The following is a 13,941-nucleotide window of genomic DNA, read 5'->3' as shown; positions in this document are numbered from 1 at the left end:
GTTTATTTTTGATACTTATTCTTCTTAAAGCTTGCCTAATATTAGATTTTACCTGACTCGGCGAGTAATTTCTATTTGGCAAAAGCATATATAGAGGGAAATCTTTTAGATAGGGAATATGTTGTCCATTTTTTGGACTCAAAAATTTCTTTGTTATGTTAACGATCTGAAATTTGTAGTCGATTATCTCGAGCCACCTAATCAGATTTTGAAGTTCGTCGACAGAAAAACGATTGTTGTCAAGATCCACTGTTCGAAATAACTCTTTTACATAGTACTCCAACGAACTTAGAAGTTCGCCATTGCACCGTTGACAAGCAGGGACAGTCGTTTTATTATATGTTTGGCTTTGCCCGTTCAATGTAATGTCAAAGAACTTATGTGGATCTTTTTCGAATATCCAGCGAGGGATAACATGTTCCTTTGTTATGTTATTTGAACAGCTGCCACAAAACATGCAAATCGTCGTGGCTGGGACGTAAGTTGATATGTTATTACCTCTGAAAATATGATTTAAAGAAATATAGTCTATGACGGTTTTAATATTTGATCTAATCGCCTTACGTAGCTCTACTAGTTTGTTCCTGGACATTTTTTAGATAAAATTTATCACAACACTACAGATATATATTTCGTGAATAGTGTCGTATATTGCATTATTTGAGTACTCTTATAAGTCGATAAATACTCCAGAGTTCTGGATTCTGCCGACTTCTATCTACTAGGGTCGCTGACCGGAAACAATAAATCATATATTTTTGCATACTCCGAACTATAGTATTCGAAAGCTAATTGGACGTCATTATTATTCACTTCTACTATACAATGTCGACTTTCGCGGAATAAAGTTTGCGTTTACATGCGAAATAACATTGGTAATGCTCTCGCAAACCCAGTCCTCGGCTAGTGGATGAAAAATAGCTTCTTGAATCAAAACATCTATGTCAATACTTATTTTCGTAGCCTTGGGAAGAGCAGCCAGTACCTCTTCTGGTTGATTAATAGCGGTAGACACAGGAGATATAAAAATCCTACATTCCCGCTCGTCTGCAAATTCTTCACGCTTAACGATTAATGGATACATGAGGTTTCCTATCCCTAACTTATCTCTTCCATAGATAACCTCTGAAAGATATATTTTTCTTTGGTCTAAGATAGAGTGCTTTAGATGACCCGCTGTGGTTTTGATGGCAAGTCCTCCATTTTTATTCGAGTAAGCATCCCACATTATTGAAGACTCGAAGTTATTAATGTGCCAGCAATTAACGTAACTGCTCTTTCTTTGTTCTTCATATGCACTCAGGAGTCCTAATACTATTTTATTTTTCTGCGGATACTCATCAGGGTGAAGAAGTCGAGATATCGTTTCATAGCTAGGTGCCATTCCTTCATATTTATCCGCGAAGCAATCGCATCTTAACATGAATAGCTGCTTATTTGCGATTAAATCTAAATATTTAAAAAGATCTAAATATTTCCAAATGATCGTGTCATCTGGCACATCAATAAGTGATTCGTGAGGTTCATACATGGCAAAAAATTATCTTTACTTCAAATATAAAAATTGTACGGTTTAGGAAATGCAAATTCTTCGATATTTCATTGTGGATACTATTGATTTCGATTAATCCATGCCACTTTGGATATTATTCGTAAACACTAATTTAGTGTTGTCCTCTTCTCCCATAAACCACCCTAGAATTTTGACTATTGTCCTTCTATGAGAAATCCAGATATGTTCTTTTATTGCAAGATATATACAGCGCGATCTAAATATCGAACCGCGTAAATGTACTTTATCTGTAACTTCAGCCAAAGATAACCATCTCCAATTGCCGTACTGTACTACCATCTAATTTCAGATATATCAAAATTTGATTTCTTTACGAATGGTAAATTAAAGTCGAAAGACTTCTCGAATGTCGTTCTAATGATTTGTGTTATTAAAGTTTGAGCTTCAGATATGATCATAGGCGTTTTAGGAGCCTCATGCCCCATACTACCATGGCGAGCAGCTAAACCTAATGTTTCATAGTTGTTCGCAGTATGTGTGAGCGATTTAAGCACCTTATCTGAAAACCCCAACTCATTAAGGTTAGTTCCTTTTGCTTTAAGAAAATTTTTTACCTCGTCAAGTGTTTGATATATTGCACGAAAGTTCATTTCGTGCGCACACATAAACAGTATGGTCTGTATAAAGATATCTGACTTAGCTACTCTCATGATCTCAGCAACTATATGGTTATTAGAATGCTTTGATATTTGATTTATTGTAAAGTCAATATCTATTCGCTCAATGGGGTGGTGAGGGTTATAATGCACAACTTTATTTTGGTCAATATTAATCAGTCGATCCAGTCTTATATACCCAGCATCCGCCTTATTTTCATACATTAAAAACTCAGCTCCATTTAAAAATGAACAGATTTGGTAGGCTTTTGAATATATTTCTTCGGGGTTCGTCAAGTGATTTAGGTGTACCGAAGAAAAGTATTGTGTTAAATCAATTCCCTCTTCTCCATCTTCATAAATGACGATGTCTGCTGAATCAAGATGATGCGAGAGGTCGTATAAATATGAGTGAGCCCCCCTAACTATAAAACTCCACTTCAAATTCATAATTTGATTTTTTCTTTGATATAAACAAACCTCGCCTCCCCATCCTTCTTTTTATTAAGCTTCGGAAGACCCTTTGTGCCATTGCACGCTTTCAGCGCATTGGCTAAAAACAATGGCCGCACTGTCCCGGTTAATTCCGCTTGGCAATCATTGAAAATCTGCAAAGCATTCTTTGCTATGTCAAAGTAACCGGATTCTATCTTGTCCAGTACCCAATTACTAATCCGTTCTTCCGAGACTATATCGATAGGTTCTTCGAATTCGAGAAGCAAATCTTTGTCTTCCGTCCCAAATTCACTGATAAGTTCCCAATCGTGACCCTCGATCTGTTTCTCAACTCTGTACAGGATATTACCATTCTCGTCCGCTGCCTCTGATATACGAATCTTATAGCTAGGCTTTTCATTAACGTCTGGAACGATGGCTTGGATACCGCAGTTAAAAATCTGCCGGAATATATTATTAAAAGGGATTGTATAAATCAAGGTATGGGCTAGATTCTCTACATCGCGGACGTAAAAATCACGTTGCCCCATGAGAAACGATAACTCAAACTGGCTGTAACGCTTTCGCTTTCTCAGCGCAAGCACATTGAGCATTTTCTCAACCTCTATTTCTGGCATTGCTGTTATCTGTATTTCTTTAAACTCTAAATGGGCTTGCATATTATCGGTCAACAAATTGCTGTTGTTTACAAATATACTAAACCTTCTTCTGCTTTTTTGGTAGGATGTAGGTATTTAAGCCGCTATCATTAAGGATTACCTCCAAGCGTTTGTTTTTGCCTTTGACAGCATTTTCTAATACTTGTGTGAAATTGCTAGCCTCCCAGTTTTGGTCTTGTACTTTGTTTGCTTTGGCCACGACTTCTGCTAAAGTTTTAGCTTTTCTAAAGAAATTTGTCGCCTCAATTAATGCGTTAATTGTACCAGTGGGACCTGATCCAGTTGGAATCGGGTCGATCTTTTTTATTATTTTTTCGTCACTAAGTATTTCAACAGGATAAAAGTCGTGAATAGTATATTCTGTTTTTATAACAGTAATATCATTATTATCAATGAGTTCTTTTTGTTTTTCTTTGGCTTTTTCTGTTATGTATATTGCTACGTTGCTCAAAACCTCATCGCTGTATTTACCGTTGTGGGCATTGCTTTCTATATGCCCAATATATTTTGGGTTTTTTTTGAGAAAAGTGGATATCTCCTCACCAGTTATGCCTAGTTCAAGTCGTATAGATCTTATTGTAGTTATAATAAAGAGTTCAATAGGTGATAAATACCATGTCTTTTTTTCCATATTTTAAATGACGGGATTAGTTTCTTTTATCATAAGTGTCTTAAATAATTTGATTTTTAGATATGAAATACCTATCTTTGATTTGTGTAGAAAACAATATTAGTTTTCTGTAGAAAAGGTGTTAAACTTAGAGTCTTGCGGCTACATTCTCACGCCGTAACGCAGGGCAGCAGTATAAACACCCACATCTTCACGGTTATGTGTATATTTGTACGCGTATGGTAGATGTGGGCCTGCTGTAAATCCGTGTTACGTAAGGCGTGAGAACTGAAAAGTAGCCACGGTGTGCAGGCCCACATGTATCAAAAGAAGCTGCTAGCCATCAGGACTCGTTATATAAGTAACGAGTATGGTCCAAAAGAAAAAACTTTACAAAAACTTAATTTCGCCACCCGATTAGATCGGTTTGCGTAGCCATTTTTTGGCTTTTCCATAGATGCGACAGCGCAAAACCGAATCATAAAACCAATATGAAACCTCGTATCGTTCGCATCATTTCTAAAAACATTTCACTAACTGTGTGTGGTCTAAACTAGGTTTAGCCACAAAAGAGAAGTAGCGAAGAATAGAAAATAGCAGAACCTCTAGGCCACACCCTTAAAACCTCGAAAAATGAACAATTTTTACAAGGGTGGGAGAGGACTGGCCTTTAGCCAACGCGAAGGAGAAGTCAGTTTCCGGAAAGAAAAACCACCTCGATTATCCAAAATTTTGACCCATCCAGTAGGAAGAAAGGCTGTTGCCTTGCCATCGGCAACCGTTCGAGAATTTGTCGAATGTTCTTCGACATATCCTCGGCATTTGTTCGACACTTGTTCGGGTGCTGTTCGGGAAGTGTTCGAGTGCTGTTCGGGTACCACCCGAAGAACACCCGAAGAACATCCGAAGGATTACCGAAGTTGTCCCGAACCAGTCCCGAAGCGGACTCGAAGCGCTCCCGAAGGACACCCGAACAGCACCCGAAGAAACAGGCTGGCTTTTTACCGTTTTTTGGGCATCCTTAAAGCGGGGATCAAGTATAGATGCAGTAAGGATGTAGTACCTTTTACGCAACGTTTGCGTAAAATAGCTGAAGTACCGTTAATGTACCGCGAGTGTACCGTTAGTGTACGGGAAGTGTACCGAAAAGGTACTGAAGATCTACTAAGAAGCTACTGGAGATCTACTACTGACCTACTAAACGCATGTACCTCTGGCGTAGATCAGCAGTACAGTAACCGTAGAGGAATAGTAGGGGTAGAGGCAACGAAGAACAAATCAATGCCTTTTGTGTTGGCATTGATTTGGTTTTCAAGGAGATTATTTTCTTTAATGGCATTGAAGAACATAAGAATCCTTTGTTTGGGATTCTTATGTTTCATGTTGTTTAATCTATCAGAAGCCTGGGCGCAGTCCGCGGAATCGCGGACTGCCGAAGGGCAAATTGAGATTAAGCCTTTGCAAGTAGGGCATCGGGTTCCAGATGAGTTTTGGACAAAAGAACACCTTTTCTTGATTAATGGAGATACCGTTCGAAAAACGCTAGAAGAACACCGCGGGAAAATATTGGTCTTAGACTTTTGGTTTACAGGATGCACGAAATGCCTTGTGCATCAAAAAGAGATAAATTATTTTAAAGAAAAATACCCAGAAGATTTGGCTGTGATCATGGTCAATAGCAAGAGGACAAGAGACGATCATGAGAAACTAATACGCTATATTCAAGGGGGTGTCTTTCGCAATTTGCAGCTTCCAAATCTCATTTCAATTATAGAAGATGAGTACTTAGATCAAATGTTTTCGCCGGCGGCCTATCCAAATTATTTTTGGATTAATGATCAAAACATCTTTCAACTTCAGACCTTTAGGAACCTTCTGGATCAATCGTATGTAGCACCCTTTATTGACGAAAAATTATGATGCGTATAGTTTTACTAGGATGTATGATGATCATGATGACATTCGTACAGGGGCAGGTGTTGATTAAAGGAGTGGTTAAGGACAGTTTGGATAATGGACTAACAAACGTAACGGTGCTCGAACAGAAGAGTGGTCGGAGGGTTATGACAGATCAACTTGGAAAATTCGAATTAATCACCGTAAACGATTCTGGGAACCTTGTATTTCAACATGTTGGTTACCGAGAGCGTATGAAAGCTTTTGATCCCAATGCAAGAGAGCTATTGATAATTCTGGACGCTAAGGTCTCTGAAATTGAAGAGGTTATTATATCTACTGGATATCAGCATGTCCCCAAAGAACGTTCTACGGGTTCTTTTGCAACAGTAAGCGGTGAATTATTTAATCAGCAAGTAGGCACCGATATCTTATCGCGATTGCCAGCGATTGCCAACAGCGTGGTAATGGATGCAGGCAGAAGCCAAGGTGCACCCCAGATGATGGTCCGTGGCCTTAGTACCATTAACGGCCCGAAAAGTCCGTTGATCGTGGTTGACAATTTTCCGTATGATGGTGATATTAATAATATAAATCCCAATATTGTGGAGAATATCACGATCCTAAAGGATGCCGCAGCCTCCAGCATTTGGGGGGCTAGAGCCGCAAATGGTGTAATTGTGATTACGACAAAAAAGGGGACGTTTAACAAAGAGACAACCATCGATCTGAATTCCATGCTGATGATTGGGGAAAGGCCAGATCTATATTATATACCGCAGATGGCCGCGTCAGATTTTGTAGAGATGGAACAGGAACTCTATAGAAGGGGGTTCTATCGAAGCAAGTTAAATTCAGCAAGTAAGCCATTAATTAGTCCTGTCGTCGATTTATTGGACCTGGTTGACCAAGGTATGGTGTCAAAAGAAGACGCGTTTGCACAGATGGACAAATGGAAAACAATAGATACACGTGATCAATTTGACCGATATGTATATAAGCCGTCCTTCACACAACAATATTTTCTGAGTGCCTCTGGTGGGTCACCCGCTTTTTCTTGGATATCTTCAATAGGATATGACCGAGATGTCCAGTCGCTTGGAGGTACTTACCAACGTCTCAATTTAAGGTTCCAAAACACATATAATATAACGGATAAGCTTTCGCTTACTACGGATTTATATTATACACTAGCCAGGAACAGATCAGGACGGGAAGGTTATACAAATGTGCCGAGCCTGTTACCATATATGGAGATAGCCGATGAATCGGGAAATGCATTGGCCATTCCGAGGGGAAATAGAAAGAGCTTCTTGGATTCGTTCGGAGATGGTCAGTTGCTGGACTGGAGTTACTACCCTTTAACGGATTGGAAGTACCAATCCAGAAATAATAATGCTACTGATCTGTTAGGGAAGGTGGAACTTCAATATGAAATAACTGCTGGACTATCGGCTGGTTTTAATTACCAGTATGAGCGACAGGGCGCGTTGAGCTCTACGCTAGCCGATGAAGATAGTTATATGGCAAGAGATTATATTAACCGATTCACCCAATTCAAAAATGGTGGGGTTGAGTATATCGTGCCTAGAGGTGCGATATTGGATAAAGGCAGTCAAACCTTAATAGCAAACAATATCCGCGGAAGGCTCAATTATAATAAAGAGGTTGGACGAGGTCATATCGCTGCAATAGCAGGCATAGAGGTACGAAGCGCCAATAGACAATCATATACGGATCGGTTTTATGGTTATAACGCCAATAATATGACCGTTGGAAACATCGATTACAGACATACCTACCCCAATGTCATCACAGGTGGTGCTACTTACATTCAGAATAATCAGTCGATCGGAGAAACGGATACACGGTTCGTATCCCAGTTCGCCAACGCGGCGTATAGCTATGATAACAGATATACGGTGTCTGCTAGTATGCGGCGTGATGCGTCCAATCTTTTTGGATTAAAGACCAATGAACAGTGGAATCCGTTTTGGTCGGCAGGTTTAGCGTGGAAGCTTTCAAATGAAAACTTTTATCGCTCTGACCTGATACCTTATCTGAATGTTAGAGGTACTTATGGTTTTAGCGGAAACGTAGATCCATCGATGGTAGCTGTGAATACAGTTACATACGCAAACCCTTCGGTATTTACCGGGATTCCGTTCGCACGTTACACCAACTTTTATAACCCACAGTTGAAATGGGAAACATCCAAGATGATGAACCTTGCAATCGATTTCCGGACGAAAAATAGCCGTTTATCTGGGGCTGTGGAGTATTATCGGAAATGGGGCAAAAATCTCTTTGGACAGGCGCCGATAGATTTAACCACAGGCATCAATCCTTCAATGCAACGCAACGTGGCAAATATGCGTGGACATGGTGTGGACGTTGAGTTGACGACCATAAATATTGACCGGCCAACGTTTCAATGGCGTACCGTGGTTAATTTTAGCCTTTATAAAGACGCGATAACATCATATCACCTTCCACGCACATTGGCGCAACAGTATGTCAATGTCGCTGCGCCACCAATTTCAGGTATCGAGGGTAAGCCGGTATATGCAATTTACGCTTATAAATGGGCAGGGCTGGATCCTGCTACAGGCGAGGCACAAGGTCTGCTGAACGGAGAGATCAGTAAGGATTACGCCAGTATCGTAGGGGTAGGTACAAAAGAAGAAGATTTAGCCTATTTTGGGTCAGCAATTCCTACCAGATATGGAAATATTCTAAATGCTTTTTCATATGGGGCGTTTAATTTACAGGTTGGAATAACTTACAAACAGGGGTACTGGTTTAGAAGATCTTCAATCAATTATACGGATCTATTTAATAACGGACGAGGACATAGCGACTATAGTATGAGGTGGCAGAATCCTGGTGACGAACGGATCACATCCGTTCCGGCTAATCTGTATTCAACGAATAACAACCGAGATAGGTTTTATGAGGGTTCGAGTGTACTGGTAGAGAAAGGCGACCATCTCCGGCTACAATACATCAGACTGGCCTACGATCTTCCTAGGTTAAAGAGCTGGAATAGCTTACAGTTATATTTTAACATGCAAAATGTTGGGTTACTGTGGAAAGCAAATAAAGCAGGAATTGACCCAGACTTTAGCTTGGGGAGGAACAGGTTGGTGACTCCAAGAACTTGGTCATTTGGAATAAAAATTAAAATTTAAAATTGATTGGTATGAATAGGATATGGAATACGGTAGCAACATTATCGTTTGGCATCATCTTGATGACTGGCTGCAACAAGTTTCTGGAAGAGAAGTCTGATAAAAGTTTAGCGATACCTACTACGGCAGACGACTTTAAAGCTTTACTGAATGACTGGGGTTATGTGAACTCGGATTTTGCATCCATGGGCGAGGCTTGCAGTGATGATTTTTATTTGACGGATGAGGATTATAGTAGTTTATATTATGAGAGCGATAAACGCTTATATAGTTGGATGCCTGATTATGTAACACGGTCTCTATCGGGGGGTGGTCATGAGTGGTGGCATTGTTATAAAGGTATTTACGTCTCTAATTCTATTTTGAAGGGTTTGGATGAAAATAATTTAAGGGACCGCAGAGCTAATGAGATCAGAGGCCAGGCGTTGGTGTTTAGAGCAGCTCGTTACCTCGACGGGATACAGATATGGGCTCCCGTATATAACCGGGAAACAGCAGCAAGTGATTTGGGTATGGTGATACGGCTGGATCCAGATATGAATCTTCCGTCAGTTCGGGCTACTGTACAAGAGACATACGACCAGATATTGAAGGATTTGGCAGAAGCGCTCCCGATATTACCTGTATCGACTATTTCTCCCGCACTCCCGACACAAGCAGCGGCTCATGGTCTTTTAGCTCGGGCATATCTAATTATGGGCGACTACGATAGGGCGCTACAGAATGCCGAACAGTCACTGAGTTTTCAAAGTAATCTCATTGACTTTAATGACCTAGATGAGCAAGCAAGTTTCCCAATCCCCGTAACAAACCAAATTAGTAGCGAAGTTGTGTTTTTTACGCGAATGTATGGGTCTAATATGGTCAACAATCTAGATATCGCAAAAATAAACCCAGATCTCTATGGCATGTATCAGGACGGTGATCGCAGAAAGGCTGTCTATTTTAGAGCGGATAATGAAGGTCACTATCTTTTTAAGGGCACACATATGGGACACAGTGGCCTTATTACAGGAATAACTACAGCCGAATTGTTGTTGATTTCTGCCGAATGTTATGCTCGTTTAGATGATGTGGATAAAGCGGCTTTAACGCTAAATCGTTTGATGATCAATCGTTTAAATAAACAATCATATCAACCATACCAGTTTCAAGATAAGCATATAGCGCTTAATACGGTATTGGCAGAAAGAAGAAAGGAATTAATTTTTAGAGGTTTACGCTGGTCTGATATAAAAAGGTTGAATAGAGATGGGGCCTCGATAACACTCCATCGTACGATCAATGGGCAGAACTTGAATCTTATGCCTAACGATAAGCGTTATGCAATAGCGCTGCCCGAAGACGTGATAGAGATCAGTGGTATTCAACAAAATTCTCGATAAAAAACGAAAGAAGGGACCGTAAGGCCCCTTCTTCCACAATAAACTCCTATTACCAATTATTATTGTCTAGTGCTAAAAGTAGGGTCGTTAAGGATGTCTGAATTACTTCTTCCCTCAAGCATATCCGTTAACTCATCTTTATCTGTCGCTGACTTTTCACATGGCTTGTTTTGTCCAGAACCGCAAGGGATGGTAGAGGGGGAGGAACCCTCTTCCCAGTTATCAGGATTCGCAAATGCACCCTCGGATGTGTCGTCGCCGACATAGTGAAAGACTGTTGTGACTTTAGTAGATTCTTTTTCTTCCGATTTTCTGTCGAAGGCTTGTGCAAAATACATAACACCCAAAGCTAAAGTGAAAGCTGTAATAGCACGTAGCCAGTATTTTTTTAAAGTGCTCATAAGGCAGTTGTTTTTAATATTTGTTTAAATTTAGTTCTATAACAAGCTAGAAGGCATGCCCGGCCTGTTGGTCCGATACGCGTAGTACCTAGGCATAATCTGCTATACCGCTAATGCGGAAATACCCCAAATTTTCGTCTATACTGTTTTGTTTTCATGTTTACTTTATCGATTCGTGATACTTACAAAGCAAAACTAATACAGAATGCAGTGCAGGTGTTTGTCCGTTTTTGATATCTTGAATTATCAATTTTTGATTTGTAAATTGCGGAGATCTATTGAAGGAGCAGGCTAAAACAATCAGATACAATGGAGGTAAAAAGAATAGTCGCGAATATCAGCACACAACAAATTGATGCTGCACAACATTTTTACGGAGAGCTGTTAGGCTTGGATATCTTGATGGATCACGGTTGGATAACGAGTTATGGCAATACGGAAAACATGCGTGTGCAGATTGCTTTCGCAACCGAAGGTGGATCTGGAACTGCCGTCCCTGACCTATCCATCGAAGTGGATAATATAGAGGAAGCGTATGCGCGAATGAAAGAGCATGGATACGAAATCGAATACGGCCCGGCTAATGAGCCCTGGGGCGTGCGTCGATTTTATGTACGGGATCCATTTGGAAAGTTGGTCAACATCCTGATGCATTTATAGCGAAACACGATGGTGTAAGCGATATAGCTCACCTTTGTATGCACCCGGCGTTTGCCCGGTGTGCTTTTTAAAGAATCGGCTGAATGACGCGACGCTGGAAAACTGGCAACGCTCGGCAACATCGCCCAATTGCTGATCGTGGAGAAGTTCTTTTTTGCAACGCGAAAGAAGAAAACGATCTTTATAGCTTCTGGGAGAAGGAAGCATCTCGTCTTTAAATACACGACATAGATGAGCAGCGGTCACACCCAGATCGTCGGCGACGTGTTGGATACTGAAGGCCTGCCCGTGGGTATGCACATAGGCTTTAACCAGCTCAATGGCATTATCGGCCAAATGTTGTACTGGGTTGATCTGTTCGTATTCCTCGTGGACCTTCCGTCTGGAAAGCTGTACCAGCCGGCTCAGTTCATCAAAAATGAAAGTCTCGTTATTGAAATCGCCTTTCGTTAAATTTTTACAGAGATGGGTAATATGTAGCCGGGTTTTCGGCCCAATGAGAAAATCGATGCTGTGGATCAGGCTTTTCGCGTTATTGCGATAGCCATCGATCACCTCCTGTAAAAAACGAAAGCTGCGCTCATTGCCATCGCGAAAGATGCCGCCATCGAAGTAAAACCCAAAGATTTGATATTGTCCGCGAGAAAGTTCAACCTGATAATCGCCCGGAGGCACATAAAGATAACGGGCACGGCTGGGAGCAAGGATGCAAACAAGATCGGCCCCAGCATCCTGGATCAGAATGTCGTCGTTTCCCTCGACGACGTAGACCACATACAAATCCCCGATATCGACACGGACAGGAATAGTGACAGCCTGCTCGAGCCATAGATCATAACCAAAGAGATAACCATGTTTGCCATCAAATTCTTGTGCAATGGCCCAATTTTCTTCTTTGGCATAGTACTGCGTGTCTGCATGTCGGATGTTAAGCCGAGGTTTTGGTTGCTCGGGTGCCTGGTCGGCGATAGCTTGCCCAAAGTGAGCAAGGAAGTTGATGTGTAGGCTTTTTTTCATAACAGATGTTTTTTTCTATTGTTAGTCTCACAAGCTTATAAAAAATCATCTTTTCATGCCAAGTCCAAGCGTACAAAACACAGATATGGTATAAACGACGCGTATATGGCGTAAACGGCAGCAAATTGTAACGGTCAAGTAACCCATTGCAGCATGAAAATTATTACGAACGCGAATACGCTATTTACGGCATTTAGGTAGGAATGTATGGTCGAAGTTTTTTCTCTTTAAAAAGGTTTTTAAGATTTGGACCGTTGGATCCGACAAAATAAGGAATATCTCTCAACAGAAAGGTACAAGCTGCAAGGAGATATATGGTTAAATTTTAAAGATAAAATACACATGAAAAATCTGCAAGCATTGTTCAACAGAGAACCTAATCTACAGCCAGCGGAAGTATTGACGTGGTCTGAGATCGTTCCATTTTTGGCGGAAGAACCTGCAAAGGAAAGGTGCCCGATATTTACATTATAGCGCATACTAGACGCTAACGGTCAGAAGGGTGGGAGCAACGAGCCGCCTTCCCTTCTTGGTAAAACCATTATAGCATGAACAAGACATTATTTGAGTGGCCTTTTGCGCTCTTTAGTGCGCATATCCATCATTTTTTGCCGCATATCCCGTGGCAGGAACATGAAGATTTATACGGGCGTTTTGAGGCATTCCATACACCTAAGCCACATGGGGTTTTGGAGATGGAACATACCCGCGATGTGGAGGTATTGCTGAAGTTGGAACCGGCTTTACTATGCTTATACCATTTGGGGAACCATTTTGAAACGGTGTTAGCTTTAGCGAGGTTAGGGCTAACTTTCGATCTTTTGCTAGATCGAGAGGTGTATACCCGGCAGGAGTCAACGTTCTCTGCGCTACAGGTGCAACTCCAAAACAATGGAGAGAAATACCGTTTTCTGTTTAGTGACGATCGCGCAGTCCTGCTTAAGATGCGAACGGCACTGCGGGAGCGTAAGCATGTTGTTGTCTTCGCAGATGGAAATTCGGGGACGGTGGCAGGAAAGAAGGACCGGCGCACCTCGGTTCAATTCCTAGGTGGAAATCTACAGGTAAAGCAGGGAATCGCCGTGATAAGTCATGTGTTGCATGTGCCGATTTTTCCATTATGGATGAATAAGAGAAAGGGTGTGTATACACTGACCGTGGCCGATCGGATTGATCCAAGGGAATGGAATATACGACAGGATTTTATTCGTTTTAGTATGCAAACTTTGTATGATCATTTGGCAACGGAGGTGGTCGGCACACCGTGGAAATGGGAGTGTTGGAGCTATATCCACTTGAATGGAAGTTTTGATCCTGTGACATGGAAACCTAAGTTTACCACAGAAAATAAGTCGCCGATGGAAATAAAAGATACATGGATACCTGTACCGTGGCAGGGACGACAGGCATACTTTGACAGGGTTTCTTATCAGTTAATTTGCTGATTTTCTTTTATTTTTTATTGAAATCCATTAGATTTAGGATGTTTTCCTAAAC

At 41.0% G+C, this 13,941-nt stretch carries 12 protein-coding genes; 6 read left to right on the top strand and 6 right to left on the bottom strand.

The window, feature by feature from the left end; genetic code table 11:
• Positions 1 to 805: 805 nt before the first annotated feature.
• The 4 genes from C5749_RS05620 to C5749_RS05600 form a co-directional block, all read right to left on the bottom strand.
• Positions 806 to 1,531 (bottom strand): DUF2971 domain-containing protein, encoded by a 726-nt coding sequence (locus tag C5749_RS05620; protein WP_105723797.1) that lies wholly within the window; start codon positions 1,529 to 1,531, stop codon positions 806 to 808.
• A gap of 314 nt (positions 1,532 to 1,845) precedes the next feature.
• Positions 1,846 to 2,619, bottom strand: coding sequence for a hypothetical protein (locus tag C5749_RS05610; RefSeq protein ID WP_105723794.1), 774 nt, complete (start codon positions 2,617 to 2,619; stop codon positions 1,846 to 1,848).
• Positions 2,616 to 3,284, bottom strand: coding sequence for a hypothetical protein (locus C5749_RS05605; RefSeq protein ID WP_105723775.1), 669 nt, complete (start codon positions 3,282 to 3,284; stop codon positions 2,616 to 2,618). The genes C5749_RS05610 and C5749_RS05605 overlap by 4 nt, the downstream gene beginning before the upstream one ends.
• Before the next feature lie 37 nt (positions 3,285 to 3,321).
• On the bottom strand, positions 3,322 to 3,915 hold the full coding sequence (locus C5749_RS05600; protein ID WP_105723773.1) for a hypothetical protein: 594 nt from the start codon (positions 3,913 to 3,915) through the stop codon (positions 3,322 to 3,324).
• 612 nt (positions 3,916 to 4,527) lie between these two features.
• On the opposite strand from C5749_RS05600, the gene C5749_RS19490 reads away from it, so the two are divergent.
• From C5749_RS19490 to C5749_RS05585, 3 genes are read left to right on the top strand one after another with little or no spacing between them, the layout of a single operon-like run.
• A complete protein-coding gene (locus tag C5749_RS19490; RefSeq protein ID WP_146113688.1) occupies positions 4,528 to 5,814 on the top strand; it encodes a TlpA family protein disulfide reductase in 1,287 nt (428 codons plus the stop codon).
• A complete protein-coding gene (locus C5749_RS05590; protein ID WP_105723769.1) occupies positions 5,811 to 8,981 on the top strand; it encodes a SusC/RagA family TonB-linked outer membrane protein in 3,171 nt (1,056 codons plus the stop codon). The genes C5749_RS19490 and C5749_RS05590 overlap by 4 nt, the downstream gene beginning before the upstream one ends.
• Positions 8,982 to 8,992: 11 nt before the next feature.
• On the top strand, positions 8,993 to 10,366 hold the full coding sequence (locus C5749_RS05585; RefSeq protein ID WP_105723767.1) for a RagB/SusD family nutrient uptake outer membrane protein: 1,374 nt from the start codon (positions 8,993 to 8,995) through the stop codon (positions 10,364 to 10,366).
• Between the two features lie 59 nt (positions 10,367 to 10,425).
• Here C5749_RS05585 and C5749_RS05580 read toward each other — a convergent pair whose 3' ends face one another.
• Positions 10,426 to 10,767, bottom strand: coding sequence for a hypothetical protein (locus C5749_RS05580; protein ID WP_105723765.1), 342 nt, complete (start codon positions 10,765 to 10,767; stop codon positions 10,426 to 10,428).
• A gap of 309 nt (positions 10,768 to 11,076) precedes the next feature.
• Between C5749_RS05580 and C5749_RS05575 the strand changes: the two genes are divergently transcribed.
• Entirely contained in the window at positions 11,077 to 11,427 is a 351-nt protein-coding gene (locus tag C5749_RS05575; RefSeq protein WP_105723763.1) for a VOC family protein, read from the top strand.
• Here C5749_RS05575 and C5749_RS05570 read toward each other — a convergent pair.
• Entirely contained in the window at positions 11,422 to 12,444 is a 1,023-nt protein-coding gene (locus C5749_RS05570) for a helix-turn-helix transcriptional regulator (RefSeq protein ID WP_105723761.1), read from the bottom strand. The two genes, C5749_RS05575 and C5749_RS05570, sit on opposite strands and share 6 nt — an antisense overlap.
• 342 nt (positions 12,445 to 12,786) lie before the next feature.
• Here C5749_RS05570 and C5749_RS19885 point away from each other — a divergent pair, with 342 nt between their 5' ends.
• Both C5749_RS19885 and C5749_RS05560 read left to right on the top strand, forming a co-directional pair.
• Complete coding sequence (locus tag C5749_RS19885) at positions 12,787 to 12,918, top strand: hypothetical protein (protein WP_281258044.1); 132 nt, start codon at positions 12,787 to 12,789, stop codon at positions 12,916 to 12,918.
• A 74-nt stretch (positions 12,919 to 12,992) separates the two neighbouring features.
• Positions 12,993 to 13,889 (top strand): hypothetical protein, encoded by an 897-nt coding sequence (locus C5749_RS05560; RefSeq protein WP_105723757.1) that lies wholly within the window; start codon positions 12,993 to 12,995, stop codon positions 13,887 to 13,889.
• Positions 13,890 to 13,941 lie beyond the last annotated feature (52 nt).

Source organism: Sphingobacterium gobiense (assembly GCF_002980575.1).
GTDB lineage: Bacteria > Bacteroidota > Bacteroidia > Sphingobacteriales > Sphingobacteriaceae > Sphingobacterium > Sphingobacterium gobiense.
Note: the sequence above shows the minus strand (reverse complement) of the source record. Positions and strands in the feature narration are given on the sequence as shown.

Coding starts and splice junctions, on each gene's coding strand:
- C5749_RS05620 (WP_105723797.1), bottom strand. CDS start 1,531: ATGTATGAACCTCACGAATCACTTATTGATGTGCCAGATGACACGATC.
- C5749_RS05585 (WP_105723767.1), top strand. CDS start 8,993: ATGAATAGGATATGGAATACGGTAGCAACATTATCGTTTGGCATCATC.
- C5749_RS05590 (WP_105723769.1), top strand. CDS start 5,811: ATGATGCGTATAGTTTTACTAGGATGTATGATGATCATGATGACATTC.
- C5749_RS05570 (WP_105723761.1), bottom strand. CDS start 12,444: ATGAAAAAAAGCCTACACATCAACTTCCTTGCTCACTTTGGGCAAGCT.
- C5749_RS05560 (WP_105723757.1), top strand. CDS start 12,993: ATGAACAAGACATTATTTGAGTGGCCTTTTGCGCTCTTTAGTGCGCAT.
- C5749_RS19490 (WP_146113688.1), top strand. CDS start 4,528: ATGAACAATTTTTACAAGGGTGGGAGAGGACTGGCCTTTAGCCAACGC.
- C5749_RS05605 (WP_105723775.1), bottom strand. CDS start 3,284: ATGCAAGCCCATTTAGAGTTTAAAGAAATACAGATAACAGCAATGCCA.
- C5749_RS05580 (WP_105723765.1), bottom strand. CDS start 10,767: ATGAGCACTTTAAAAAAATACTGGCTACGTGCTATTACAGCTTTCACT.
- C5749_RS05575 (WP_105723763.1), top strand. CDS start 11,077: ATGGAGGTAAAAAGAATAGTCGCGAATATCAGCACACAACAAATTGAT.
- C5749_RS05610 (WP_105723794.1), bottom strand. CDS start 2,619: ATGAATTTGAAGTGGAGTTTTATAGTTAGGGGGGCTCACTCATATTTA.
- C5749_RS19885 (WP_281258044.1), top strand. CDS start 12,787: ATGAAAAATCTGCAAGCATTGTTCAACAGAGAACCTAATCTACAGCCA.
- C5749_RS05600 (WP_105723773.1), bottom strand. CDS start 3,915: ATGGAAAAAAAGACATGGTATTTATCACCTATTGAACTCTTTATTATA.